Here is a 22,917-nt window from a genome sequence, read left to right as displayed (position 1 = left end):
TTAGATATGAACTGTTGAAAGTGCTTTTTCAAAGTAATTAAGATAATCTTCAATCGTTGGATTTTCTTTATTCCACAATGGAGTAATATAGAATTTATCACTATTAACATAGCGTTGACACAATGAATCATTATCTTTGTAAAAGTAATTAGAAAAATCCTTTAAATTATTCGGTTCATGCGTCTTCTGTTTATCGAAAAATACAACAATTTCATCATTTTCGACAGAGACTTTATATTTCATGTTATACGTTTTAAATTTATCCAGGCATTCCAGTAAACAAAGAAATTCTGAATAAGACAATATGAAATTTTTTTCAATCTGTTGAATCATTTTATCCAGTTCATCCTTAATATTTAAACCTTCTTTTTTAAGAGTAAACCCTTCTCTTGGGATAAACTGTTTTAGCGAACGGTCTCCAATTGTGTAATTGAAAATATAAAAATAAACACTTTCTTTAGAATTCGATACACTTAAATGCTCAATAGAATTTAAATACTTCAAACGATTTCTCATTTCTCTCTAACTCCTTTATAGATATTTCTTTACTGTTTCATCTACAAGTTGCAGAGAAATTTGCTTTGTTTTTTCGTATTTTTGCCATTCTTTCTTTTTATCATCAATCGTTCGATTCGTGTTTTCAATTCGGTTTTGCTTTTTACGCATAGCCTTTGATAGCTCTCTGATATTTTTTGCACGATTTTCCGAGAACTCCACTTTATTTTTCTCTTCGATAACCGCAATGGTTTCTTGAAGTTCATTTACTTTTGCTTGTCTTTCCTTATTTTCAGCCATAAGTTCTTCTATTTTTTCCTGAACACCTTTTTTCTTTCTTTCATAACTCTCCTCAATCAGCTTTTTAAAATGCTGAACATTCGCATGATTAAGAGGGAAAATCTTATCTGGTGCATCTTGCAGTAAAGAACCGTCTACCTCAACAACGATTTGGTTGTTGTCTGGTCGTTGAAAGATAAATTTCCCTATACGAAGGGTTGTTAAATCCAAATATCGACCATCTACTCTTCGATAATCACTCCACAAGCTAAAACGTACACTTAATACCAATGTTCCAAATTCCATGTTTTCCACTCCTATGCAAGTATTACCCGAACTTATTTATAAAACCATTATATCACATTTATACGAAAAAGTAAATTATTTTTTACAAACAAAAATAACCTGAAAGGAAATTCCTTCAGGCTTTTCGTTGTTATTTGGTTAGGAGTTATACCGCTCTCCCATTATCTGTTCTGGTTAATGTATGTATCAATTGAAGGCGTTCTTCTTCTGTTAAATTCTTTGATATATACGTAATCCCTTGTTCATTGACCATTTCTACATGAATACCGTCTTTAGAATTTCCGTAGAAGTCAACTCTCCGATTGTTTCCCATTGGAATCTGCATAATTATATCCCTACCTTGTTATAACATTTTGAGTTGCAGAGTTATTAATTCAATGTTCTTTTCAAACACCTTTTCTAATTTACCTTTGGAATTTTCAATCCAGTACACAAATTCCTCTTCTTTTTCATTCCAAAAGACTTCTTTAACAGTCCATATAGAACGATTGTATTTCACTTTTTTATTTTTATATTTATTGATTTCTTCTTTTATCCACCAGTGCATAATTACTCCCCCAACACATTATCCTTTAAATTAGATATTCTGCAATTTATTGATTACGTGATTGTATTCACTGACCTCTATTGTGTTATCTCCACTTGAAAGACGTAAAAAATAGTTTAAATCCACATTCAATAATTCGGCTGTTTGTTCTTCTGTCATGCAATTCTTCACCATTATTTCAATGATTTTTTCTGATAGTTGATATTGTTCCGAATCATAAAAATCATGTAATTCTGGTCGAGAAGTCAATAGCTCTTTTAAGAAATCTTTTACACTACTCAATTAACTACCCCTCTTTTACAACATAATTCAAATACACTGAACTTCATGTTAAGTAATTTTTAGTTACTTCCGATTGTTTTTCAGCCATTCCAAAGCCATAGAAAAACCTTCTTCTAAGGTATCTACACTGTAATCCCAAATTTCTTCTTCCATTTCTTCAATGAAAAATGAATAGGTGAAGTTTGGCATGTCACCTGCTAACACCTCGGCTTGATAACCATTTTCAACTTGATTCGTTATCAAATATCGAATATCATAACCTTTTTGAACCCACTCATTTATTTCTTTTAATAAATCCATATCCAGACCTCCCTATGTTTCACATTTTGTTTCTGTGCCTCATTATCTACGAATTGTGAAGCATAAACTAACATTCTATCTTTTCGATATCGCCTTCATCCGTATAACAAACTTCCAAACAATTAGGACAATCGTAACCATGTGCGTTATGCTCTAAATCGTCAAAATTAATATTACTAAGTGGCTCGATATCATCTTCCGTTGTCCCTATTGATTTCATACTTTGTTCAATCCATGTTTTTTCATCTGATACTGTATTACATTTCGTGCATTTATATTTAAATATACTTATCACCCTCTTTCTCTTTGTCGAAATATCTGACTAAACCATCTTTAAACGGATATGAATTAGTCTTATCACCCTTTAATTACTTCATTTCTTTACTGATTTAGCCTTTATTACTTGTTCTAATAATCCAGCAGAAACCTCTTCTACGGTATCTCCAACAGCGTGAAAATGATTGTATATCGTTGATAATACATAATCTTTATATTCTTCATCTTCTTGCTGAATACGAGTGGCAGTTGCTTCAAAACTCATTTCGTAAACTCTGCCTTTCCCCTTACATTCAATCCCTACGTTATAGCCCATTTCCATCAACTTTTTAAGGCTTTCACTTTCAATCTCTGGATTCGACAGAGAACCTTCTTCAATAGTGTTTCCTTTCAAACCAGATAGAGATAAACGGTTTATATCTCGACTTTTGTCTTTTTTAGACCTTTGATTGATTAAAGTCAATGCTTCGTGTTGATGTTTGAACACCAATTCAAATGCAACCAGCATAAGGTCTTTTGGATACGCCTCATTATAACGATTTTCAATAATTTCATAAGCTCTTTTCAAATCCATCATGATTCTCCATTTCTTTTATTTAATACGATACGTATAGCCTCTGTTAAAGTGGTTTTCCCATGTTCGACATGACCCATTGAACCTACATTGACGTTCTTATGACAATGAGGGCATACAATATGCTGGTGAGTCTGTTTACAGGTTTCACAAACCCTGCTTTTAAATTTTTCTTTCAAATCTACTCAACCCCTTGTAATGCCTGTTCAACCGCCTTTTTTACTTTGGCTCTGGTTGTGCCATTGTTCATGTCGTATTCCAAATGGAAACCGCACTTACATGTCCGTTTAACCAGATTATCCTTCACTTCCATTGTTCCATTATCCTCACTAACATCGTCACTTCCGCATTTCGGACAATCATTAATATAAGGGGCAACTCTTAAAAAATTTCTTACATCCATGTTTTTTATCTTCCTTTCTATTCTTCTTCATCTACGTTGTCTAAACAATCGTCTAACTTTTTCTGGATTTTCCCTAACACGTCTTTCGCCTGTGTCCATAATTCTTTCAATTCTTCATCTTCAATATGTTCAGGGCTTATGTAATGCTGAATCACATAGTCTAACCCTTCATTTTCCACTTTATTTGCAATTTGTTCTATACTCATTTTTTTCATCGTTTTATCTCTTTCCTTGTTTTATGCTTCTGTAACTAATTCACCTTCATAAAAACAGAAATAAGCCGAACAGTAATCCTGTTCAACGCCTCTATCGTCAATCACATGAATACAATCATGGAATGTACCGTCACCTTGATTTTTTATTGCTACGTAAATACGCCCTGCAGTTAAATCAAAATCCGCTCCTTCATGATTGGCGATTAATAAATCACCCTTTTTAATCATTTTTCCTGTTTCATCACAATTTTGTTTACGAATACTAACTATCACGTATTTTCCCCCTGTTCTTTTTCTTTATTATTTTACCGAACAACAGTATAAATTTATTGTATCATCAATTTATTTTTATGTAAATTATAATTTACTTATCTATAAAAAAATGGTATAATTGATGTACAGAAAAGGAGCGGATACCTATATGGAAAATAGATATAACGATTATATTGCTTCGGTTGATAAAGATAAGTGTATGGATTGTGGAAGTACAGACATTCACTATGACGAGGATGAAAAAGGAAAATTCAAAGAATGTAAAAGATGCGGTAAAGCCTATTACATATAAGGAGGGATATTTCTATGTGTGCCATTTGTGAAAATAAAGACATTATCTCAAGAACAATCGAATTAAGCGAAAATAGAGAAATGACCACTTCTGTTCGTTTTGATGGGGAGCAGGAAGATATTCTAAAGGTTCGTGTGCAATTAGGTTCTCTTGGATATACCCTCCCCATAAAGGCGAACTACTGTTTTATTTGTGGTAAAGATTTAAGAAAGGAAGTGAAATCTGAATGACACATTTCTTGATACAGACGGTGAATGGAAGAGTGGTTCATGACTTTGCCTTTCATCTAATTAAGGCGATTGAATCACAAAACTGGATTCGTAATGAAACCGTCTATGAATATACGTTGTCAGAAAACATGATAGGTTATCCTGGTTGCGTTCCGATTGGTAGCTTAGAATTTGTCTTTGATTATATCGAAGCCTACCACAACGTCAATAGAAAGTATATTGAACCTCTTAATGTACCTCCTCTATTAAGAAAAGAAGAGTTTTTAGGGAGAAAGCTCTTTATAGCAAGTAAAGAGGACATTCCCTCTCCTGGTCATTGGTTTGTGAAGTCAAATAGTCAATATAAGAGATTTACAGATGAAATCAGCGAAACAAGTTCCCTTCTCGAAGACAAATACATGGTTTCGGAAGTATTAGACATTGATTCGGAATGGAGAGCCTTTGTTCAAATGGGACAACTCCTTGGCATTAAGCATTATGTAGGGGATTTTGCGATATTCCCTGATATTGAAGCGGTGAAACGCATGATAAAAGCGTATGAAGACGCTCCTCTTTCCTATACCTTAGATATTGGTATGGTAAAAGGTAAATGTGTTGTAATAGAAGTACATCCATTTGTATCTTGTGGATTATATGGATTTGAAAACTATCAACGACTACCTATCATGATGATTCAAGGGTTTATGCACATGAAAAACGAAGCACTTAAACAAACAATTGTATAAATAGAAAGAAGGTACATGGCTATGGAAATTGAATTTCAAAAAGACAATTATTCCGTAACAAAACGATATGAGCTGTCAGATACAGAAATCGAAATCATGAAGTTTATTTTCAAACATGAACGAATTGATTTTCGTGAAAGGAAATACGGAGCGGAAAACCCGAAAGATGAAACTGGTACATTCTTTTATGATGACTGCGGTGATTTAAGAGGACAGGGCTTTATTGAAGAGGATGACAACTGGTGGAACTCCTATATCTTTACATCATTGGGAAAATACTTTGTAGAGGGCAATCCACTATTACAAGAAAAAACAGAGAATGGGGAGAACGAAGAATGAGCAAAACAGAGATTCAAGAAACTGGTTGGACAAAAGAGTTAAGAATGTGGGATACCTTATTTGAATTAAAACAAGATGACCCCAACTTCGGATTTGAAGGAACAATCTTTTTTGCAACAGACTTTGCAAAGGATGTAAGCACTGGTGATTTTAAGACAGTGATTGCTTATACTTCTTTCAATGGAATGAATTTAGGAAAAGGTATTTGTTCTTTCATTGTCACAAGTGAAATCTTAGAAGAAAAGTTCCAGCCAATCGAAACCTCTTTCCGAGAATATGAGAAAATCATTGAGAAAGAATATTGGGAAGAACGTAGAAAGGAAGAACAACAAGAAGAAGATACTTCCCTACCTACAAGTTTAGTAGATAAAAATGGAGAAGCCCTTTACCTCAATGATAAGTGGGCGTTTCAAGGAGAAGTTTTTGTTCTTGAGAAAGTAAACCAAGAATACTGGTTTATTCCTGAAAAGAACAAGGATAATGAATTGGAATGGGTAGACCCTATTATTTCTAATCAGGGTGTCAAAATAAAAGAAGAAGCCCCTACTGGTGAAATGTAAATGGATATTGTTGTTACGATTCCAAAATCAGAATATCTAAATGATGATAAAGAATCGAAACATATGAAAGAAGAAGACTTGGTTCAATTCTGGACACTGAATCGCTCTCCTAAGAATATATCTGTTGGGGATAGAGTCTATTTCGTTAAAAATGGAGAAATTGAATCCTCTATGGAAATAATGGAGATAGAGAAAGATTCATCAATGACGTGCTTAACGACAGACCGTACTTGGACAGGAAGTTGTCAATTAGTTCTTGATGATTTACAGGATGAACATCATTTAGGGATACATGTAAAAGGATTTCAGGGGTTTCGTTATCGCTGGTGGTAAATTAGGAGGGGTAGTGTGCTAAAGACAGACAATGAACAATTAATTGAAAAAGAAGTAGTCGGTAAAACCGTTGAAGGTATGTCTATATTAGACGGTTCAGTTGTAATAAAATTTACAGATGGGAATTTTGTGGACATAGATTTCGATAAAGATAAACAAGAATTAAAAACAACGATGAATATATATTGATAACAGCAAAAAGACCTTGGATTTAATATCCAGGGTCTTCTTTATTGTTTATCTATCAAATTTGAAAGTTTCCGCACAATCTCCACACAACGTATGAGCTAATGCGTCAGGATTTTGAGCATTCCGTTCAATGTCCAATTCATCTGAAATCGAATCTCCTAAAATATTGTAATAACAGACTTCATCTAAATACTCACTTTCCATTTCACAAACTTCACATTTCAACATATACATACCCTCCAATAGATAGTTTTTGTAAACACCTTATTTTTTGAAACTTTTTTATCTTATACAGCATTAATTTGTTTCATTATCGGATAAACGATAGTAAAGCGAACCATCTTCTTGAACTTTATAGTACATGCCTGATTTCTCTAATAAAGCAATGAAGATTTCTTGTTCCTTCACAAAATTAGCATTGTACTCTTTCTTTAACTCTCGAAGCTGGTGGGATTCAATTAGATTTAAGTCGCCTTTGTTTTCAATCTGTAAATCTGCCATTTCCTCCATTAAAGCAATTTGGTCAAGATAATAGTCTTTTAAAGGTTGTAAAGCGGTACTTTCTGTTTTTACTTCTTCCTTAAAGTATTTTATCCTCTCTTTTAATTCCTTTACCTTCTTTACATTACTTGTTGCCAAGATTTCGTTTGAATAATGGCTGATGTGGTCACTTAGTCCTTCAATTTTCTGTAAATATAAGTGCAGTTCTTTCTCATTAACTTCATTTGCTGGTAGCTCCTCTATTTGACTAATCGCAGGAACTTCTTTATCAGGAATAAAAGCCAATACACCATAGACTGCCATTAATCCAACCAGGATACCCCCTGTAATTTGACGATAGCGATTCTTTTTCTTTGGCTTTTCTGGTTCAGGAGAAGAAGGTTGATTGCCAAACATGATTTTTGCCTTTTTCTTCTCTACTTCTTTCATTTGTTTCCAAAACTCTTTATCTTGTTTGTTTTCCAACTCTATTCACTCCTTTCAGTGTTTTTGTTTTATATTGTATTCACTACAAATATGAAATAAAGAGTGGTTTCCCACCCTTATTCATACGATATGCCTTTGATTTCCTGGTTTTGCGTATCTGTAACCAGTGTTATTTTTCCTTTATCTAAATAGAACATAAATGTCCCAACAATAGTTTTCACTTCATATACTGCATCGTAGATTTCTTGGTTGTACCCTTCTACTGCAGTCATTTTCTTAAATTCTCCAAAGGTGTCTTCGTATTTATCGACAAACCCAACAATCGTAGTATTGTCTTTAGATAGATTAGATTCATTTACTTGTTTTTCTTCTACTTTTTTCTCTTCTTTTTGCTCTACTTGTTCTTGTTTTGGGTCTAAGATTTGATTAAGGTTAATATCTTGTGTTTGGAATGTATAATAAATGGCATACAAATACATAAAGGTAAAGAATATCTTAAATCCAACATGAACCCCTTTTTCTCTCCACATTAAAAATATCCCTATTGGAAATAATGGACTAAACATCACCATCATAATAAACCATGTTTTTTGATAAAACTTTTTCTTTTCGTTCATAGGTAAACCTCCTCATTTGTATCTATGTCTACACTCTATTGTCTATGATTTGAGAGCTTGAATCTATTGGTTAGTGGTTCTATACGGTTTGAGGTAACAAAAAAAGAGAGGTATTTACCTCTCCCTTAAAAATCACTTTTCATTCACTGTAGAATAAGGGTTTACACCCCAATGACCATTTTCATTTATTACTTTTGCCTTTAATATTTTGCTAAAAACATCGTTTCCAATAGAAAAATCAGTATAAACTATAACTTCAGCGGTTGCCTCATTAATTTTTTGAACAGATTTTATATCAATTCCAATAACATCTTTAAATTCATAAAAGTTTTTCAACTCTTTAATAGGGTTACTTTGGTTCTGTACCCATGATACTTGACTGTTTTCTTTCATCTTATTCCAATCTTTATTTTTCCAAGAAATAAAATATTCTGCTACAGCTCTTTCAATTGTTCCTTCCTTGTAAGAACTTATATCTATCATTGGATATTCTGTTTTTTTAATATCTAAATCTACTGGATTTACAACATTAACTGTATTAAAACCATATTTATTTGAAATGAAATTACCAGTTAAATTCTCACCGTCTTTTCCAACAATTTTTAAAACATCATCTGATTGCCCTCTTGGTGTAAACATAACACTAACTTGATGCTTTCCATTTTCAAATTCTGGAACTTTAGGGGGTGTTAATGAAATTTTAAATTGTCCTTCTTTTACAATCGTATCTCCATTTACTCCTAAATAAGTATCTTCTGGTTTTTGACCCGAAAGTTCATAAGAAACGGAAAGACTTGAACCTTCTGGAAGAGTAGTTTTTCCTTTAATTAGTATAGTGTCATTTTGTTTTTCAATATTTGTCACATCTATACTTGTTCCAAGTGAGTTCTCTGTATTGTTCGCTACTTCCCCTTCATTCTTAATATCTATACTTTTTTCTGTTACTTCTGCTCCACAACCCACAAGAGCTAATGTTATAACCCCTGTTAAACTTAAACCTATTACTTTTTTCTTTTTCAAATTAATACCTCCTTCTTATTCGTGATATTTTAGATATAAATTTTGAGCTATCTTTTCTACAAAACGAACCTTTGATTCTTTTTGTTTCATCAAGTGCTTGATAAACTCTTTATAGAATGAATCCTTTAATCGTGGCATAATGTTTCCACTAATTAACCCTTCTAAAGCTCCTTTTATATCCTCATATTTGTTTTCTTTACGCTTTACAACTTCTAAAATCGTATCTTCACCATTTAGTTCATCCATGATTTGCTTGATTTGAATTTCATATTTAATGGCTAATTCACTGGTAGCCGAATCTTGATTCAACTCATTCAGTAAATCATCTAAAGAGGCAATATTCTCTTCTGCTAATGAAACGGATTTCAGCCCTAATTTATGTGATTCTAATTCTTCATCCGTAGACAATTCCAAGTCTCCCTCAAACTTCTTTACAAAACCAAGAGTTTGAATATCTACCACGTCAGAAATCTCTTGTATTCTACGAGTTCGCAAGAGTGTATTTGTATCCTCTTCGGTTTCGGTCATTTTTAATACATTGATAGAGACCAAGTAAAGATTAACAATCTCCTCTTTTTTCATAGGTTGAAGGAGTTTCACATAATTAAACACATCGATATATTTTTGAAGAATATGTGTAAAATTCTTTTTCTCCTCCATTGATAAGGCTTTATATCTATCTTTTGCAGTTTGAAGAACAGGTTCAATTTTTTCGTAATTCTTCTTAGAAAAAAACTCTTTTGAAAAGTCGGTTAAAGTTTCTTTTGTAATAACCTTAAACGATAGTACACGTTCATAAGCTCTATCTAAAAACTCTTCATGATAATCTTCATTTGGAATTTCTGCTCCTAAGAAATGCTCTGCAAAGGCTTGTTTAATTTCTTCAGGGTGATTTTTAAAGTCTAAAATAAATGTGTCTGTCTTTCCTTTTGTCACTCGGTTTAATCGTGATAGGGTTTGAACAGCATTGATTCCTTTTAACTTCTTGTCTACATACATGGCAACCAATTTCTTTTCATCGAATCCAGTTTGAAACTTATTTGCGACAATTAAAATCTGATATTCATCGGAAGTGAATTTATCAGGAATTTCTCCACTCTTGAATCCATTTAAAGATTCTTCACTATAATCTGTTCCATTAACCTTAACCGTATCTGAAAAAGCGACAATCGTTTTGAATGGCAGTTTTAAATCTTTGATATATTGGTTAATTGCAAAGAAGTATAGAATCGCTTGTTCCCTGCTTTCTGTTACAACCATTGCTTTCCCTTTCCCATTTAATAAATATTGTGCTTTATCATTGAAGTGGTTTACGATAATTGGAACTTTCTCTGCAATAGATTGGATATTTAAATAGTTTCGTATATCTCTTTTCGCTGTTCTACGGTCTACCAACAAAGTTTCATTCGATTTACTAACCAACTTGTAATACATTTGATAATAAGTATAGTTCTGAAGAACATCTAATATAAATCCTTCTTCAATAGCTTGTTTCATGCTATATAAATGAAATGGCTTGTAAGTATTATCAGATTCATCATGTACACCAAACATTTCTAATGTTTCTTTTTTAGGTGTAGCAGTAAAAGCAAAGAATTTTATATTGTCTGCTTTTCCTAATTTCTTGATTTCAGCTAATACTTTATCTTCTGTATCTACATCTTCTTTATTTAACGCTCTTTTGACGTTTGCCTGGTACTGTCCAGTTTGTGATTGGTGAGCTTCATCAATAATAATGGCAAATCGCTTACCATTTAATGTTTTTAAAGAATCGTAGATATGTCCAAACTTTTGAATTGTTGTTACGATAATATGGGTATTGTTATTTAAGGCATCTGCTAATTCTTTGGATTTACCCTCAATGGTCTTCACTACACCGCTTTTATGGTCAATCAACGCAATGTTATCCTGCAGTTGTTTATCCAGTACCACTCTATCTGTTAAGACTAAAACGCTATCAAATAGCTTTTGGTCGTTAATGAACAATTTAGATAACATATACGCTGTCCAAGTAATCGTATTGGTTTTTCCGCTTCCTGCACTGTGTTTAATTAAGAAATTATCATTAGGCTGGTTGGACAATAGATTAGCTCTGATTTCACGAACTGCATCAATTTGATGGTAACGTGGAAAAATAAAGGATTGTCTTTCTTCATCCACATACATAAAATCTTTTACTAATTCTAATAGGTTGTCCTTTTGGATAATGGTTTCCCACACATAATGAGTAGCAAACTTCCCATCTACAATCGGGTTTCCTTTCCCTTCTTCATTCCCTTTATTAAAAGGCAGGAAAAAGGTATTCTCTCCTTCTAATTTAGTTGTCATATAGGCTTCTCTGGTGTCCATAGCAAAGAATACTGGTGTTCTTTTAAACAATTCTTCTTTCGGGTCTCTATCGTACTTTAATTGATTTTGAGCATGAGCATATGATTGACCAGTTGCTTCATTTTTTAATTCAAAAATAGCGACAGGTATTCCATTAATAAAAATACAGAAGTCTAAACGGAATTTTCGTTCTTTGTGATACTCCAATTCATCTGTAATCGAAACAATATTCTTTTCATATAAAGCTACGATTTCGTTATTTAATCCGCTATATGGTTTAAAATACGCCAATAAAAAGCGTTTGTTTTCTAACTCTATCCCTTCTTTTAAAATCTTAATAGGATTTTTCTCTTTAATTGCTTCTGATAACTTTAACATGAAGTAATTGCGTGTGTTTTCACGATAAATAGATTCCAAATGTTCCATTGATTCTGGTTGAGTTCTATATAAAAAGTCAAATAAGCACTTTTCGTCTACACAATACTCCTTCTGATAATTTTCCGTATATCCTTTTACATATCCATGATTTACTAAGTAATTCTGGATATGATTTTGAAAGTCCTTTTCTTGTAATCCTTTCACTCATACCCCTCCCTTAATTGGTTGATTTTTCTAATATTATAGATTTAAAAGTGGTTATTATAAGGGAATTAATGAATGAAGTGGCATAATAACATGTAAATAATCATTGACTTTAGACAAAAATATAAATATAATAGACTTTGGATAACAACTTCAATAAAGAAGAATAAAAGATAAATCTCTGTCTATAATTGTTAATAGGAACAATAAGTAAGGCGATATTTATTTAAATATTAAACTTTTAAAAAGGATGGATGTAAAATGATTAACAACGTAACTTTAGTAGGTAGACTGACGAAAGACCCTGAATTGAAATACACTCCAAACGGTGTAGCTGTTGCGACTTTCACTCTTGCTGTCAATCGTTCATACAAAAACAGTGAAGGAAATTATGAAGCTGATTTCATCAACTGTGTCGTGTGGAGAAAACCAGCAGAAAACGTAGCAAATTTCTTGAAAAAAGGAAGCCTTGCTGGTGTAACTGGTAGTATCCAAACACGCAATTTTGACAATCAAGAAGGCAAACGTCAATATGTAACAGAAGTGTTGGCTGAACGTGTTCAATTCCTTGAATCTAAAGGAACTGGACAAGGTGGACAAACTGGTGGACAAACTGGTGGAAACACTGGAACTGGCAGTGGTGATTCTTCTTCAAAACCTGAATATACAAAGGTAGATGAAGACCCATTTGCTAATAATGGTAAGCCAATCGACATTTCTGATGACGACCTTCCATTTTAATTGACAATAGTCAATACAAAAAGACCTATCTCTTAATTGAGTAGGTCTTTTTTGTGTGGTTAAGCGACTGTATCTTCATGAGTTACATCAATTTTTCCTGTGACTGCTTCAAAGATAAGACTTTGCTTGTATTCTTTTAATTTTTCGATTTCTGTTTCGATTTTTGAAATAAGCCATCCGATTTTTATTGTTCTTTTGTTAAGGTACTCAACAATTTCCTCTTGTTCATTCATTGGAAAAACTTTAAATACTATTTCATCAATATATGATTTTGACATATGAGGAATAGTAGTCCCATTAACCTTTGACCTAAATATACTTTCATTTGATTTTAAAATATAAAATAAATACCCAGGATGAATTTTATTATTGGCTCTAATCCTAACTGCTGTCGATGATACAGCCCCACTATGATTAGTTGTTATTAATCCTGCTCTTGCTCCATCCCATAGAACAATAGAATCATTTTCATTACATTCCAATATTTTTTCATCAATAGTATATTCTTTGTAAATTCCAAAGTCGAATGAAGATGCTGAAATATATGGTCTTCCAATTTTATCTGTATTTAGATTATCTGGTTTTTTGCCTTTATCTAATTCAATAAAATATCTCAATTTAGCATGTGAACTATTATTCACATGTGAATTCAATCCTTTTGTCACAACTTCACTAATCAATGCCTGTTTCTGTTCTTTTAAGAGGTTGATTTGTTTTTGTTTGGAAGCAATGACTGAATCCAATTTGAATGTTTTTTCATCAAGGAAGTTAGCGATTTGTTGCTGTTCATTAACAGTTGGAAATGGAATTTTAAGATTATCAATTTCTTGTTTTCCTATATTGGGTTGTGCTCCACCTATTGAATATAATTTAATAGGTTCTTTAAACAAAGTTGAATCGGCAATATATTTAAGAAACTCACTTGTTGTTTTTAATGGTTTAAGCAATCCAACTCTTTGATTTAATAGAGCTTTACTATGACCATTAAAAATTGAAGTTTTTCCAATTGTACCACCTGTTAAAGCAATTAAAATGTCTCCGTTGTTAATAAAAAAAGAATCCATTCCCTCTACTTTATCATTAGGGATTTTTTTAACTTGAGACCAATCAATATTCTCTCTTACATCGCTTATTCTTATAATAGGGATACCTTCTTCAGCATAATCATCACTATTAAAAGCATAACCATTTATTAATTGAGCAATATATTTGTAAGAAACCAAATTCCATGATTCAGGTATATCCCCAATCCACTCTACATTTGTTTTTTTCAATTATTTGTCCCTCCTTTAGTACAATAAGTCTTTTAATATTTGTTGAACTTCTTTTTCAATTTCCAAAATTTCTTCCTTAATCACATCAGAAGGTCGTAAAGGAGTATATTGATAGAAATAACGTGTGAAGTTAATTTCTGCACCAACTACTATTTTGTCTTCTACTACATAGGCATCTTCAATATGAGGTAATACTTCACGTTCCATATAGGCTTGAATGTCTTCTTTGTATTGAATTTGCTCTGTATCCTTCCATTTTTTATCGGATTTTCTTCTCACCTCTAATTTTTTAAATAAGAAATCTTCATTATTAAAGATTTTACAAATATCGCTTTCTTCAAAGGCTTGATAAATTTTAGTTAGTTGTTTGATTTGAGCTTCTGTAATCTCTTTACGCTTTTGTCCTAAAGACTTTGGAAGTTTCTCATATACATCCACAGCATTAATGAGTTGAACTTTCCCTTTTCTTTTTTCCTCTTTCTTGTTGTTTAATATCCAAATATACGTACTGATAGAGGTATTAAAGAAAGTGGAATCTGGAAGTGCTACGATAGATTCTAATAAATCATTCTCGATAATCCATTTACGGATATTGCTTTCCCCTGAACCAGCATCACCAGAGAATAACGGTGAACCGTTTAAAACAACCGCTACTTTACTTCCTTCTTCTTTCTCCATTTTTGAAATCATGTGTTGAACAAATAGTAATGAACCATCACTTACTCTTGGTGTTCCTGCACCAAATCGACCTTTATCACCTTTTGTTTTATGCTCGTCTTCAACTGTTTTTTGTTCCTTCTTCCAAGAGATACCGTATGGTGGATTCGCCATAATATAGCTGAATTTCTTATCAGGGAATCTATCTTCTGTTAGTGTGTTTCCTAACTTGATATTTTCCGCTTCCCCACCTTTAATTAAAAGGTCTGCTTTTCCGATTGCATAAGACTGCTCATTGATTTCTTGTCCAAATGGGGTTACGTTTGCAACTGGATTCACTTCACGAATCCGTTCTTCAACCACAGAGTTAATCCCATTTGTTCCACAAGTCGGGTCATAAACACTGATTAATCTACCTGGTTCTTTTAATTTTTCTTCGTCACCAAGTAACACTAAATCAGTCATCAGTCTTACGATGTCCCTTGGTGTGTAGTGGTCTCCAGCCAGTGCATTTTCTAAGAATTTACGAATTAATTCTTCAAAAATGTATCCCATTTCACGATTGCTAACTATATTAGGGTGGAAGTCAATCTTATTCATTTCTTTAATTAATTCATACAAAAGGTTATTTTTGTGTAATTTTGCAATGGCTTTTTCAAATTCAAAAGACTTAATAATGTCACGTACATTATCTGAATACCCTTGAATGTAATTCAATAGGTTTGCATCGATATGTTCAGGCTCTTGCTCTAAACGATTGAAGTCATATTTACTCACATTAGAAAATTTTAATTGGAACACTTCTGCTAATTGTTCCTTTACATCAGGAATATCCTTCATATCCTCATATTCTTCAAGCATGGCTTCCTTATATTCTTCTAATACGCTATCAAAACGCTTTAAAATCACTAAAGGTAGGATTACCTCTTTGTATTGTTCAGGGTTGTAAACCCCTCTAAGTAAGTCTGCTATATTCATAATCAAGTTGATTTTATCATTAAAGTTAATTGTCATTCTCTCTCTACGCCTCCCATTTAAGTCTTTTATCATTGACTATTGTCAATAGACGAATTACTTTAATGGTAACAGATGAAAGATTTACCTCCAATGGCTTATGAGCTTAATGACGTTTTAGCTTTATATGTAAGACAATAAAAAAAGAGAGGTTTTACCCCTCTTATGCGATATTCTCTTTCTCTTCTTCATGTAATTGAACAACTTGATTTCCTTTTAAATCAAAAACGGTCATAACAGGACACATAACACGTATATGCTGTTGCAACGTCTCAAAATAAGGAGTAAGGGATGCCTTTACTGTCTTCTGCATTGGGAATACTACCGCCATTACTTTCTTGCGATAGGTTACTTCTGTTGGCTCTGTTACTTTATTAGATAAGATAATCATTTTTGCTGACCAGCTTTCTAACGTAAAATACGGTGCAAGTTGATATTCTTCACATTTTCCTTTCTTCATAATCTCTTTCTTAAATTCAGTCATTGTCATTTGGTTCATTTTGAACTCCTCCATCTTCATATATAAATTGTTATGCCTATTTTGTTGTTCCTCTTATCTTTTATGCGATATAGAACGGTTCTACAAGAAAAAGACCTATCCTCTAAGGATAAGCCTCTCTTCTTTATTCGTTTTCTTCATCTTCATTGAAGAGTTCAGTAGGAGATAAATATTCTTTTCCGTCTCCTTCTCTTTTAATTTGAGAAAAGGTTCTCTTTGGTGATGATGGCTCTACTTTTAGTAAAGATTCAGGAAGATTGATTTCAAACATTTCTGCTTTCTCCTCTATCTTTTCCCCTACTTCTTGTTCTACCTCTTTTTCAAGTTCAATAGGTGCTTCTACTTGCTTTTCCTCTACCACTTCTTCCACTTTCTTTGTGCTGGTTCTTTTTTTCTTTTTCTTGGTTAAGTTCTTTTTGTAATCCAAGAATTTCTCATATTGAAGGAGTAATTTTTCATTCGCATAAAGCGTACCATTCGTACTTTCAGACGTTCCTTCACGATTGATAAGTTTATAGACGATTTCCCCTCTCTTACGGTTCAGAAGTTCAGCGTTCATATAGGTCTTGTAAAACAAGTAGTCTTCATAAGAAATTCTCTCTAATAGAATTAGGTTTGAAACGCTATTTTGAATCACATGTTTGTATTCAGGATAGATATTTAATTGACTCATTTCTTGAAGGAATAACATAATCCCTACATTCTTAATATGGCTTCCTTCTAACAATTCTGTCAGAACAGGGTAATACTTCTGAAAATCATCCAGATACATAAAGCTATCTGCAGAATCCGCTTGAAGCAATTCTTGTTGAATCTTCATTAATAGATAACTACCCATTAAGGAAGCATAGTCTTTATACGTCAAAAATTCAGTGTCCACAATCACCACTTCATGATTCTTTAGAACTTTCTTGAAATCAGGTAAGTCCTCCTCTTCTGGTGAGAAGTTATAGTTATTTTGAAAATCAACCAATTCCCTTATTTTCATTCGGATAGCAGAACAATATTCATATACTCTATACTCTTTTTTCTCAACAAAATACTCATTCAAGAACCAGGAGGCAATATTTCCATTTTCTTTTGCCATACAAACGTCTTCAGGTTTCAAACGTGAAAACTCTAATACACGCTTTCTTCCTAATCCATTGATGTTTTCCATGACATCCCATAGGTCTTCAATGGTTGCGTGTTCTCCAAGTGTACGTTTCACTACTTTAATTCCATAAACAAGTAGCGTTTTATTCATTTCTTGGAAGAACATATCCATTCCTTTAAATACATGACTAAACAATTCTGTCATATATTCTGTGACTTCTTGTTCTTCCCCTTTTAATAGATTAATATTAAAGCTATTGGTTTCAGGTTTAATCAAATGAACTTTTCTCCCCATATGTTTTGCTAATGTGTAAAGTTTATAAGATGTATCTCCTTTTGAGGTAAATACAAAAATACTATGGTCTTTGTCTTTCAAATCCTGATAGTACATATTTAACAGCACATGGTCTGATTTGCCTGTCCCTTTTTGACCTAAAACTAAGGTATTTAAATATCTGCTATCATTACAAAGACGTACTTCTTTTTTCTTAAATCCATCTAATGCGATTATCACAATTCATTCCTCCTTTTCCTTTTTTCTTGATTTTGGATAATGTTTTATATGTTATTCGTTTAGAACACAAATAAATAAAAAAAGAGAGGCTGATGCCTCCCTAAATCGAATCATTCTTACGTTTATATTCTTCTTCTAACAATTTTTCTTGCAATGTTTTATTCTTATCTCTTAACAAAAAGCCAACTACAATGTTTAGTAAAACAATAATTGTCAGTACAAACTTTCCAATTGAAAAACCCTGAACAATCAAGTCAGGAATCAAAAATACAAGAGGAATGATAGAAAGATTTACCCACCAATCTTTTGTTGGAATCATTTGTTTTCTCTCTCCTCTCTTATTCGTTTTATCTTTACGTTCGCAACATATATCATGCGTAAGTATATGATAATGACAACTGTTTGTGCGATTAAAATAAGCATTGTTACTCCATAAACAACATCGTTTGGATTTTCTTTACCAAGAAAATAATTGTATATTATACCTACAACAGAAATGAATAACCATAAAATAGCTCCAATTTTTTTCATATTTTCCCCACTTTCACATTCTTTTTTTTAGCTTAAAATAAGCCTCTCTTTTTTTCTATATAAAAGGGGTTCAACCTATTCCGAATCCTTTTTATTCATACAAACCTCTTTTATATGTTCATTTTCAATTCAAATAAAAAAGAGAGGCAACAGCCTCTCTAAAGTCGTTTTTTATTCTACTTTCACAAAAGTTTGAAAGAAATTGGTTCTTCCTTCTTCATTATTTACATATTTCTCTACAAATTGTTGCTTCCAGGCATCTTCTGTTTCAGATAGATTTTCCTCTTCAATCAAAGTTCTAACGTCAAATCCTAAGAACTTCGTCAGCTCTTCATATTTCAATTCCATTTTGTACGCAGTAGTATTTGTTGTTAAGGTAACAAAGAGTGTTTCTGTATCAGGATTATTCCGAAGCATCCGAACCGATTCATGTACCAACATTTTTTGTACATTTACTTCATCATTAAAATAAGCGTCATACGTTTCCTTTGTTAGCTTTACATCTGGATAAGCAGTTTGAAATTCTTCATACGAATCCAAGAACTCCATATATCCATTCAACGAATCATAACGCACCGATTTTACAAAATCAGTACCTTCCAACTCATTTGTATTGATTTCCTCTGATGGTCTAATTCCAGCAGTATCTCCTTTAGTCGTTGAGCTACTTTCAACCTCTTCATTTTGAGAACTATCTTCCACATTCGTTTTGCTCTCTGTTTTTTCAGTAGAAGAACAAGCTGTCACCATTGCGACAGAGGACAAACAAACCGACAATAAAACCAATTTCTTTAAATTTTCCTGTTTACTCATACAAGCCTCCTTTATAGTTTTCGATATTGTGTGCCTTACGCACAACAGACGTTCGATATATCGAATATACCATTATTTCGAGAGGCGAAACAATAAGAAACTGGTTTTAGTCGTGTTGACCCCTCTCTTTTAACCAATGAGATATGTATATAAAAAAAGGAAGAGCATACACCCTTCCTTTCTCTACTTATGGATTGTTATTTTTGAGACAATAAGTAATAATAGACCATTCTTGTTTTACTATCACAAATTGTTCCGTTCGCAATATACTCTTTCATTTGCTCTAATGTTACCCATTCCACTTCGTCTACATCTGCATCGTTTACCTTTTTGTTTTCTTGTGCTTTCACTCGAATTTCACAAAAAGAAATGATTGCGTCTGTATTACCAGCCATCATGAAGTATGGTTCAATTGGATTTTCTTTGATAGAGAGTATTTCTTCTTTTGGAATTTCACATTCCTCCATTAGTTCCTCTACCAATGTATCCAATGCAGACAGCCCCTCTTTGTCCAATACTCCTGCTGGAAGCTCTTTTGTATGGCGTTGGATAACAGGTCGATATTGAGAGACTAATCCAATACGGTTATTCTCGTCAATCACAATCCCTGCTACTGCACTTTTTGCTACAAGTAATTCACGCTTTACTTTTCTTCCTTTTACATCTGCTTCAAACTCAACAATTTTATGGAATCCGTCAAAAACTACTTTAGCATTATTCATTTTAGTTCCCCCTAAGAATTAGTCGATATACTGAAAAGTATTTACGACACCAATTTTATTCATCTCTGATGTATTATAAACGAAGTGTTCTCGATAAATTACACCTAATATTTTATCATCTATAAAAAAACCTAACCCTTAAAGGTTAGGCATTTAATCGTTTATTTTGTTGTCGTCTATCCGCTTCAATGACAACATCTACAATGTCATATCCATATTTCTCAATGGAATCAAAACGTCTATAGTACATTAAATTAATGGTGCTGGACTCTACTCCTTCAATTAACTCATTCACTTTCTTTGTTAATTCAGGCGTAAGCTCCTTCTTTTCCACCATTTGTTTTAGTTCTTCTAAAATTCTACTGGTTCTATCCACTTTCTTTTCCCTCCTTTCTTCTATTCAATAACTAAATCTTGCTCTTTATACCCACAAACAACGAGAACTTTTTGTAGTAATTTCGTAATGTCCATTGAACTTAAAGTTGCCATTACAAATAATCCATTAGATATTTTTTTCGTTTGAGCATAAGAAGGAAAATCCGACTCAATATAAGAAAATTTCTTTCTTTTTTTAGAAGTGATTAAGGTGTCCAACTTGCTCATTGTATTAGGTTGCTGTTTCACTAATTCTTCTAAGCTATTTATCATAATATCTTTCCATGATTCAAATTTGATGTCCACACCCAAAATAGTCACTTTCTTTGGTAAGACAGAAGCCGATTTTTTGTTTGGCTTTTTCGTTACGACTACGCTATTCGTTTGCAAAGGTTGAGGCTGTTGAGCTACTGTTGTTGCCTGGACTCCCTGTTGAACGACTGCAGGAGCGGTTACAGGCTTTGTCACAGGTTGAGATGTAAAAAACTCCATAATCCATTCTTTTTTTACTTCATCGACAACTAAAGTATCTTTTACAAACTGAATAAAGGAATCGGAAGGATTTTTACCTAAATCAGATAAAAAAGCAGTGACTTTTTTACGACTGATGAAATCTTTTACATTCACTTTATCACCATTAAAGTTAGCTTTTTCAAGCGTTTTAAGGAACAAAAGGTCTTGGTCTTTTATGTCTAATACATTGATTTCATAGAAAGGTATATCATCCATGATGTTTGCATGAAGTGTATCTGTAAAAAACAAATATTCCACACCATTTGTTAGAACTCCGTATCGAATATCTGTATTTGAATTATAGTAGCGTTTTAATTGACCAATATGTTGTCCAAGGCTTTCTCCAAATCGTTTCGCTTCAATAATCAGTTTTGGTTTATTATCTATCATAATAGAATAATCCACTTTTTCATTTCCTTTGGTACGACAATCGGAAAGTAATTCCGCTCTAAATTCATCAGGATTGAACACGTTATATCCTAACTCCATAAAGAAGGGTAAGATTAACGCCATTTTTGTATTTTCTTCATCAAAGGATAGTCCTTTTGTTTGATAAGAAACCACCTTTTCTTTTAATTCTTTTAGTTTTTCTTTCATTTCTATGAAAAAGCCTCCCTTATTACTTGATAAGTTTAATTATAATTTATTGTTGACTATAGTCAATACATGGTCTAAAAGTAGTCTGTTATCAGGAATCCAGAAAATCTAATAATTCTTGTTTTCCTTCTTCTTTTGCTTTTTCTATTTTTTGTTTCATATCTTTTGTCAGCCAGTAGTAATAAGCTAAAATGGTTTTCCCATCGACAATTTCACCTTCTTGGATATATTGTCGCATGGTATCCATATCAACCCATTCCACACTATCTACATCCACGTCTTGAACGACTTTATTTTCCTGACGTTTCACTCGAATTTCATAAAGAGAAATTGTTCCATCCGCATTACCAGACATCATAAAGTATTCATGAATAGGTTTATCAGAAACAGATAAGATTTCTTCTCTTGGAATCTCACATTCTTCCATAATCTCCTCAATTAAGATTTCTTTAGGAGTAAGACCCTCTTTATCTAACATTCCTGCTGGAATTTCTTTCGTTTGTTGTTTAATGACAGGGCGGTATTGAGAAACCAATCCCATACGATTATCTTCGTCAATGACAATTCCTGCAACTGCCCCTTTAACTAATAGCTTTTCACGCTTAACCGTTTGTCCTTTTACTTCACATTCAATCTCTGCAATTTTATGAAAACCGTCAAAGACTAATTTTTCTTGATTCATGCTTTTTCCCTACTCTCTTTTTTATTTCAATCTAAGCATTAATGACATACACACGAATCCATTCCCTGAATTCCTGGTTGTTGTTTTTGTGATTGTATGAACGCTTTACTTCACGAACCAAGTATTTTTGCCAATTTCCATTTTTAGCGTCTTCAAATTCCAAAATATCTCCTACGTTTGGAATGTTATTGCTTGGAAATTCTGCTAAAATCTTATCGCAATTATCATAATCGCTGTATCCGTTTGTTCCACTTTTAACTGCTACTGTAAACATTTCTATCATTCCTCCTTTATGGTATATGTAAAGAGGGGAGAAAGATAATTCCCCCCTTTTGTTATGAATTACTTTGAATTGGCAGGAAAGTGTTTTTCCACTAAAATGTGTCCTAACACAGTAGCCAACGAAGCGTTTCCGCTCTTTTTGATATAATCTTCTACCATGAGGTATCCTTTTTTAGTTTGTTCAATTAGGTTAAAATAGCCAAAGAAATCAGCTAATTCTTTTGGAATGACATTTACATCACTTTCAGGATTTCCTTCATTTCGTTTCAAATCATATAATAAATCTTCCACTTCCATGCAAGGCAATTCAACTTTCTTTTCGCCAAAGTCAAAGGAAATATAGACCATATTTTCTTTTTTCAAGGCTTCTACAAATTCTTCAACATAATATAAAAACATATCACCTAAAGAATTGTGTTCTTTTAGATACGCTTCTTTAAATGTTACATAGTTGGGAGTCCAACCTTCTTCCATGAATGATAGTTTCATAACACTATTTCCTCCTTCTTTTTTATG

37 protein-coding genes are annotated in these 22,917 nt (G+C 32.7%); 8 read left to right on the top strand and 29 right to left on the bottom strand.

Going from position 1 to position 22,917, the window contains the following annotated elements:
- From CVD28_RS00815 to CVD28_RS00760, 11 genes are all read right to left on the bottom strand, one after another.
- Positions 1-516, bottom strand: a complete 516-nt coding sequence (locus tag CVD28_RS00815; RefSeq protein WP_101590357.1) for a hypothetical protein — start codon at positions 514-516, stop codon at positions 1-3.
- A gap of 15 nt (positions 517-531) precedes the next feature.
- Entirely contained in the window at positions 532-1,080 is a 549-nt protein-coding gene (locus CVD28_RS00810; RefSeq protein WP_101590356.1) for a hypothetical protein, read from the bottom strand.
- 145 nt (positions 1,081-1,225) lie between these two features.
- Positions 1,226-1,405, bottom strand: a complete 180-nt coding sequence (locus tag CVD28_RS00805) for a hypothetical protein (protein WP_101590355.1) — start codon at positions 1,403-1,405, stop codon at positions 1,226-1,228.
- Between the two features lie 18 nt (positions 1,406-1,423).
- Positions 1,424-1,627, bottom strand: coding sequence for a hypothetical protein (locus tag CVD28_RS00800; protein ID WP_101590354.1), 204 nt, complete (start codon positions 1,625-1,627; stop codon positions 1,424-1,426).
- Between the two features lie 30 nt (positions 1,628-1,657).
- Positions 1,658-1,909, bottom strand: a complete 252-nt coding sequence (locus CVD28_RS00795; RefSeq protein ID WP_101590353.1) for a hypothetical protein — start codon at positions 1,907-1,909, stop codon at positions 1,658-1,660.
- A gap of 63 nt (positions 1,910-1,972) precedes the next feature.
- Positions 1,973-2,209, bottom strand: a complete 237-nt coding sequence (locus tag CVD28_RS00790) for a hypothetical protein (protein WP_101590352.1) — start codon at positions 2,207-2,209, stop codon at positions 1,973-1,975.
- 373 nt (positions 2,210-2,582) lie between these two features.
- Positions 2,583-3,059, bottom strand: a complete 477-nt coding sequence (locus tag CVD28_RS00780) for a hypothetical protein (RefSeq protein ID WP_101590350.1) — start codon at positions 3,057-3,059, stop codon at positions 2,583-2,585.
- Positions 3,059-3,238, bottom strand: coding sequence for a GTP-binding protein (locus CVD28_RS28525; protein WP_101590349.1), 180 nt, complete (start codon positions 3,236-3,238; stop codon positions 3,059-3,061). The genes CVD28_RS00780 and CVD28_RS28525 overlap by 1 nt, the downstream gene beginning before the upstream one ends.
- Before the next feature lie 2 nt (positions 3,239-3,240).
- Positions 3,241-3,462 (bottom strand): DUF3797 domain-containing protein, encoded by a 222-nt coding sequence (locus CVD28_RS00770; RefSeq protein ID WP_101590348.1) that lies wholly within the window; start codon positions 3,460-3,462, stop codon positions 3,241-3,243.
- A 17-nt stretch (positions 3,463-3,479) separates the two neighbouring features.
- Positions 3,480-3,677 carry a hypothetical protein gene (locus tag CVD28_RS00765; RefSeq protein ID WP_101590347.1) on the bottom strand — a complete coding sequence of 66 codons (198 nt, stop codon included), beginning with the start codon at positions 3,675-3,677 and terminating at the stop codon, positions 3,480-3,482.
- A gap of 21 nt (positions 3,678-3,698) precedes the next feature.
- Complete coding sequence (locus CVD28_RS00760; RefSeq protein WP_101590346.1) at positions 3,699-3,950, bottom strand: hypothetical protein; 252 nt, start codon at positions 3,948-3,950, stop codon at positions 3,699-3,701.
- A gap of 148 nt (positions 3,951-4,098) precedes the next feature.
- Here CVD28_RS00760 and CVD28_RS27650 point away from each other — a divergent pair, with 148 nt between their 5' ends.
- The 7 genes from CVD28_RS27650 to CVD28_RS27645 are packed head-to-tail and all read left to right on the top strand — an operon-like array spanning position 4,099 to position 6,618.
- A complete protein-coding gene (locus CVD28_RS27650) occupies positions 4,099-4,242 on the top strand; it encodes a hypothetical protein (protein ID WP_180953819.1) in 144 nt (47 codons plus the stop codon).
- A 14-nt stretch (positions 4,243-4,256) separates the two neighbouring features.
- Entirely contained in the window at positions 4,257-4,472 is a 216-nt protein-coding gene (locus tag CVD28_RS00755) for a hypothetical protein (protein WP_101590345.1), read from the top strand.
- Complete coding sequence (locus tag CVD28_RS00750; RefSeq protein WP_101590344.1) at positions 4,469-5,197, top strand: ATP-grasp domain-containing protein; 729 nt, start codon at positions 4,469-4,471, stop codon at positions 5,195-5,197. Before CVD28_RS00755 ends, CVD28_RS00750 begins: the two co-directional genes overlap by 4 nt.
- A 21-nt stretch (positions 5,198-5,218) precedes the next feature.
- The gene (locus CVD28_RS00745) at positions 5,219-5,536 is read left to right on the top strand and encodes a hypothetical protein (RefSeq protein WP_101590343.1); all 318 of its coding nucleotides are present in this window, start codon (positions 5,219-5,221) and stop codon (positions 5,534-5,536) included.
- Positions 5,533-6,096 carry a hypothetical protein gene (locus CVD28_RS00740; protein WP_101590342.1) on the top strand — a complete coding sequence of 188 codons (564 nt, stop codon included), beginning with the start codon at positions 5,533-5,535 and terminating at the stop codon, positions 6,094-6,096. The genes CVD28_RS00745 and CVD28_RS00740 overlap by 4 nt, the downstream gene beginning before the upstream one ends.
- The gene (locus CVD28_RS00735; protein ID WP_101590341.1) at positions 6,097-6,429 is read left to right on the top strand and encodes a hypothetical protein; all 333 of its coding nucleotides are present in this window, start codon (positions 6,097-6,099) and stop codon (positions 6,427-6,429) included.
- A gap of 15 nt (positions 6,430-6,444) precedes the next feature.
- Complete coding sequence (locus tag CVD28_RS27645; protein WP_180953818.1) at positions 6,445-6,618, top strand: hypothetical protein; 174 nt, start codon at positions 6,445-6,447, stop codon at positions 6,616-6,618.
- A gap of 48 nt (positions 6,619-6,666) precedes the next feature.
- Here the strand turns inward: CVD28_RS27645 and CVD28_RS00730 are convergent, their stop codons facing one another.
- From CVD28_RS00730 to CVD28_RS00710, 5 genes are all read right to left on the bottom strand, one after another.
- Positions 6,667-6,846: a hypothetical protein gene (locus CVD28_RS00730; RefSeq protein ID WP_101590340.1), complete on the bottom strand. Its 180-nt coding sequence runs from the start codon at positions 6,844-6,846 to the stop codon at positions 6,667-6,669.
- Positions 6,847-6,915: 69 nt separating this feature from the next.
- The gene (locus CVD28_RS00725; RefSeq protein WP_101590339.1) at positions 6,916-7,584 is read right to left on the bottom strand and encodes a hypothetical protein; all 669 of its coding nucleotides are present in this window, start codon (positions 7,582-7,584) and stop codon (positions 6,916-6,918) included.
- Between the two features lie 77 nt (positions 7,585-7,661).
- Positions 7,662-8,162, bottom strand: coding sequence for a hypothetical protein (locus tag CVD28_RS00720; protein WP_101590338.1), 501 nt, complete (start codon positions 8,160-8,162; stop codon positions 7,662-7,664).
- Between the two features lie 132 nt (positions 8,163-8,294).
- Entirely contained in the window at positions 8,295-9,182 is an 888-nt protein-coding gene (locus CVD28_RS00715; RefSeq protein ID WP_101590337.1) for a hypothetical protein, read from the bottom strand.
- 15 nt (positions 9,183-9,197) lie between these two features.
- Positions 9,198-12,092 (bottom strand): type I restriction endonuclease subunit R, encoded by a 2,895-nt coding sequence (locus CVD28_RS00710; protein ID WP_101590336.1) that lies wholly within the window; start codon positions 12,090-12,092, stop codon positions 9,198-9,200.
- Between the two features lie 261 nt (positions 12,093-12,353).
- Between CVD28_RS00710 and ssb the strand changes: the two genes are divergently transcribed.
- A complete protein-coding gene (gene ssb, locus CVD28_RS00705; protein WP_101590335.1) occupies positions 12,354-12,833 on the top strand; it encodes a single-stranded DNA-binding protein in 480 nt (159 codons plus the stop codon).
- A 59-nt stretch (positions 12,834-12,892) separates the two neighbouring features.
- On the opposite strand, the gene CVD28_RS00700 is transcribed toward ssb, so the two are convergent.
- The 13 genes from CVD28_RS00700 to CVD28_RS00640 all read right to left on the bottom strand — a co-directional run bounded on the left by CVD28_RS00700 (position 12,893) and on the right by CVD28_RS00640 (position 22,890).
- A complete protein-coding gene (locus tag CVD28_RS00700; RefSeq protein ID WP_101590334.1) occupies positions 12,893-14,107 on the bottom strand; it encodes a restriction endonuclease subunit S in 1,215 nt (404 codons plus the stop codon).
- Positions 14,108-14,122: 15 nt separating this feature from the next.
- The gene (locus CVD28_RS00695; RefSeq protein WP_101590333.1) at positions 14,123-15,778 is read right to left on the bottom strand and encodes a type I restriction-modification system subunit M; all 1,656 of its coding nucleotides are present in this window, start codon (positions 15,776-15,778) and stop codon (positions 14,123-14,125) included.
- Between the two features lie 163 nt (positions 15,779-15,941).
- Complete coding sequence (locus CVD28_RS00690) at positions 15,942-16,277, bottom strand: hypothetical protein (RefSeq protein ID WP_101590332.1); 336 nt, start codon at positions 16,275-16,277, stop codon at positions 15,942-15,944.
- Positions 16,278-16,401: 124 nt separating this feature from the next.
- Complete coding sequence (locus CVD28_RS00685; RefSeq protein ID WP_101590331.1) at positions 16,402-17,886, bottom strand: hypothetical protein; 1,485 nt, start codon at positions 17,884-17,886, stop codon at positions 16,402-16,404.
- Between the two features lie 100 nt (positions 17,887-17,986).
- A complete protein-coding gene (locus CVD28_RS00680) occupies positions 17,987-18,205 on the bottom strand; it encodes a hypothetical protein (protein ID WP_101590330.1) in 219 nt (72 codons plus the stop codon).
- On the bottom strand, positions 18,202-18,417 hold the full coding sequence (locus CVD28_RS00675) for a hypothetical protein (protein WP_101590329.1): 216 nt from the start codon (positions 18,415-18,417) through the stop codon (positions 18,202-18,204). Before CVD28_RS00675 ends, CVD28_RS00680 begins: the two co-directional genes overlap by 4 nt.
- Positions 18,418-18,588: 171 nt before the next feature.
- On the bottom strand, positions 18,589-19,230 hold the full coding sequence (locus CVD28_RS00670; RefSeq protein ID WP_101590328.1) for a hypothetical protein: 642 nt from the start codon (positions 19,228-19,230) through the stop codon (positions 18,589-18,591).
- A 197-nt stretch (positions 19,231-19,427) separates the two neighbouring features.
- Entirely contained in the window at positions 19,428-19,952 is a 525-nt protein-coding gene (locus tag CVD28_RS00665; protein ID WP_101590327.1) for an NUDIX hydrolase, read from the bottom strand.
- A 145-nt stretch (positions 19,953-20,097) separates the two neighbouring features.
- Positions 20,098-20,328, bottom strand: a complete 231-nt coding sequence (locus CVD28_RS00660; protein WP_101590326.1) for a hypothetical protein — start codon at positions 20,326-20,328, stop codon at positions 20,098-20,100.
- A gap of 20 nt (positions 20,329-20,348) precedes the next feature.
- Positions 20,349-21,437: a type I restriction endonuclease gene (locus CVD28_RS00655; protein WP_101590325.1), complete on the bottom strand. Its 1,089-nt coding sequence runs from the start codon at positions 21,435-21,437 to the stop codon at positions 20,349-20,351.
- A 91-nt stretch (positions 21,438-21,528) separates the two neighbouring features.
- Entirely contained in the window at positions 21,529-22,119 is a 591-nt protein-coding gene (locus tag CVD28_RS00650; RefSeq protein WP_101590324.1) for an NUDIX hydrolase, read from the bottom strand.
- A 31-nt stretch (positions 22,120-22,150) separates the two neighbouring features.
- Positions 22,151-22,393 (bottom strand): hypothetical protein, encoded by a 243-nt coding sequence (locus CVD28_RS00645; protein WP_101590323.1) that lies wholly within the window; start codon positions 22,391-22,393, stop codon positions 22,151-22,153.
- A 68-nt stretch (positions 22,394-22,461) separates the two neighbouring features.
- Complete coding sequence (locus CVD28_RS00640; RefSeq protein WP_101590322.1) at positions 22,462-22,890, bottom strand: hypothetical protein; 429 nt, start codon at positions 22,888-22,890, stop codon at positions 22,462-22,464.
- Between the last annotated feature and the right edge of the window lie 27 nt (positions 22,891-22,917).

The sequence above is a fragment of the Bacillus sp. M6-12 genome (assembly GCF_002860285.1).
Taxonomy (GTDB): Bacteria; Bacillota; Bacilli; order Bacillales; family DSM-1321; genus Peribacillus.
The sequence above is the reverse complement of the archived record's forward strand: the minus strand, read 5'-3'. Positions and strand labels throughout refer to the sequence as shown.

Bases quoted from the DNA above. Each gene is read 5' to 3' on its own strand.
- CVD28_RS00640 (WP_101590322.1), bottom strand. From the start codon at position 22,890: ATGAAACTATCATTCATGGAAGAAGGTTGGACTCCCAACTATGTAACA.
- CVD28_RS00720 (WP_101590338.1), bottom strand. From the start codon at position 8,162: ATGAACGAAAAGAAAAAGTTTTATCAAAAAACATGGTTTATTATGATG.
- CVD28_RS00755 (WP_101590345.1), top strand. From the start codon at position 4,257: ATGTGTGCCATTTGTGAAAATAAAGACATTATCTCAAGAACAATCGAA.
- CVD28_RS00645 (WP_101590323.1), bottom strand. From the start codon at position 22,393: ATGTTTACAGTAGCAGTTAAAAGTGGAACAAACGGATACAGCGATTAT.
- CVD28_RS00675 (WP_101590329.1), bottom strand. From the start codon at position 18,417: ATGAAAAAAATTGGAGCTATTTTATGGTTATTCATTTCTGTTGTAGGT.
- CVD28_RS00745 (WP_101590343.1), top strand. From the start codon at position 5,219: ATGGAAATTGAATTTCAAAAAGACAATTATTCCGTAACAAAACGATAT.
- ssb (WP_101590335.1), top strand. From the start codon at position 12,354: ATGATTAACAACGTAACTTTAGTAGGTAGACTGACGAAAGACCCTGAA.
- CVD28_RS00670 (WP_101590328.1), bottom strand. From the start codon at position 19,230: ATGAGTAAACAGGAAAATTTAAAGAAATTGGTTTTATTGTCGGTTTGT.
- CVD28_RS00735 (WP_101590341.1), top strand. From the start codon at position 6,097: ATGGATATTGTTGTTACGATTCCAAAATCAGAATATCTAAATGATGAT.
- CVD28_RS00655 (WP_101590325.1), bottom strand. From the start codon at position 21,437: ATGAAAGAAAAACTAAAAGAATTAAAAGAAAAGGTGGTTTCTTATCAA.
- CVD28_RS00815 (WP_101590357.1), bottom strand. From the start codon at position 516: ATGAGAAATCGTTTGAAGTATTTAAATTCTATTGAGCATTTAAGTGTA.
- CVD28_RS00800 (WP_101590354.1), bottom strand. From the start codon at position 1,627: ATGCACTGGTGGATAAAAGAAGAAATCAATAAATATAAAAATAAAAAA.
- CVD28_RS00650 (WP_101590324.1), bottom strand. From the start codon at position 22,119: ATGAATCAAGAAAAATTAGTCTTTGACGGTTTTCATAAAATTGCAGAG.
- CVD28_RS00695 (WP_101590333.1), bottom strand. From the start codon at position 15,778: ATGACAATTAACTTTAATGATAAAATCAACTTGATTATGAATATAGCA.
- CVD28_RS00750 (WP_101590344.1), top strand. From the start codon at position 4,469: ATGACACATTTCTTGATACAGACGGTGAATGGAAGAGTGGTTCATGAC.
- CVD28_RS00790 (WP_101590352.1), bottom strand. From the start codon at position 2,209: ATGGATTTATTAAAAGAAATAAATGAGTGGGTTCAAAAAGGTTATGAT.
- CVD28_RS00780 (WP_101590350.1), bottom strand. From the start codon at position 3,059: ATGGATTTGAAAAGAGCTTATGAAATTATTGAAAATCGTTATAATGAG.
- CVD28_RS27650 (WP_180953819.1), top strand. From the start codon at position 4,099: ATGGAAAATAGATATAACGATTATATTGCTTCGGTTGATAAAGATAAG.
- CVD28_RS00805 (WP_101590355.1), bottom strand. From the start codon at position 1,405: ATGCAGATTCCAATGGGAAACAATCGGAGAGTTGACTTCTACGGAAAT.
- CVD28_RS00690 (WP_101590332.1), bottom strand. From the start codon at position 16,277: ATGAACCAAATGACAATGACTGAATTTAAGAAAGAGATTATGAAGAAA.
- CVD28_RS00730 (WP_101590340.1), bottom strand. From the start codon at position 6,846: ATGTTGAAATGTGAAGTTTGTGAAATGGAAAGTGAGTATTTAGATGAA.
- CVD28_RS00765 (WP_101590347.1), bottom strand. From the start codon at position 3,677: ATGAAAAAAATGAGTATAGAACAAATTGCAAATAAAGTGGAAAATGAA.
- CVD28_RS00810 (WP_101590356.1), bottom strand. From the start codon at position 1,080: ATGGAATTTGGAACATTGGTATTAAGTGTACGTTTTAGCTTGTGGAGT.
- CVD28_RS00740 (WP_101590342.1), top strand. From the start codon at position 5,533: ATGAGCAAAACAGAGATTCAAGAAACTGGTTGGACAAAAGAGTTAAGA.
- CVD28_RS00665 (WP_101590327.1), bottom strand. From the start codon at position 19,952: ATGAATAATGCTAAAGTAGTTTTTGACGGATTCCATAAAATTGTTGAG.
- CVD28_RS00770 (WP_101590348.1), bottom strand. From the start codon at position 3,462: ATGGATGTAAGAAATTTTTTAAGAGTTGCCCCTTATATTAATGATTGT.
- CVD28_RS00680 (WP_101590330.1), bottom strand. From the start codon at position 18,205: ATGATTCCAACAAAAGATTGGTGGGTAAATCTTTCTATCATTCCTCTT.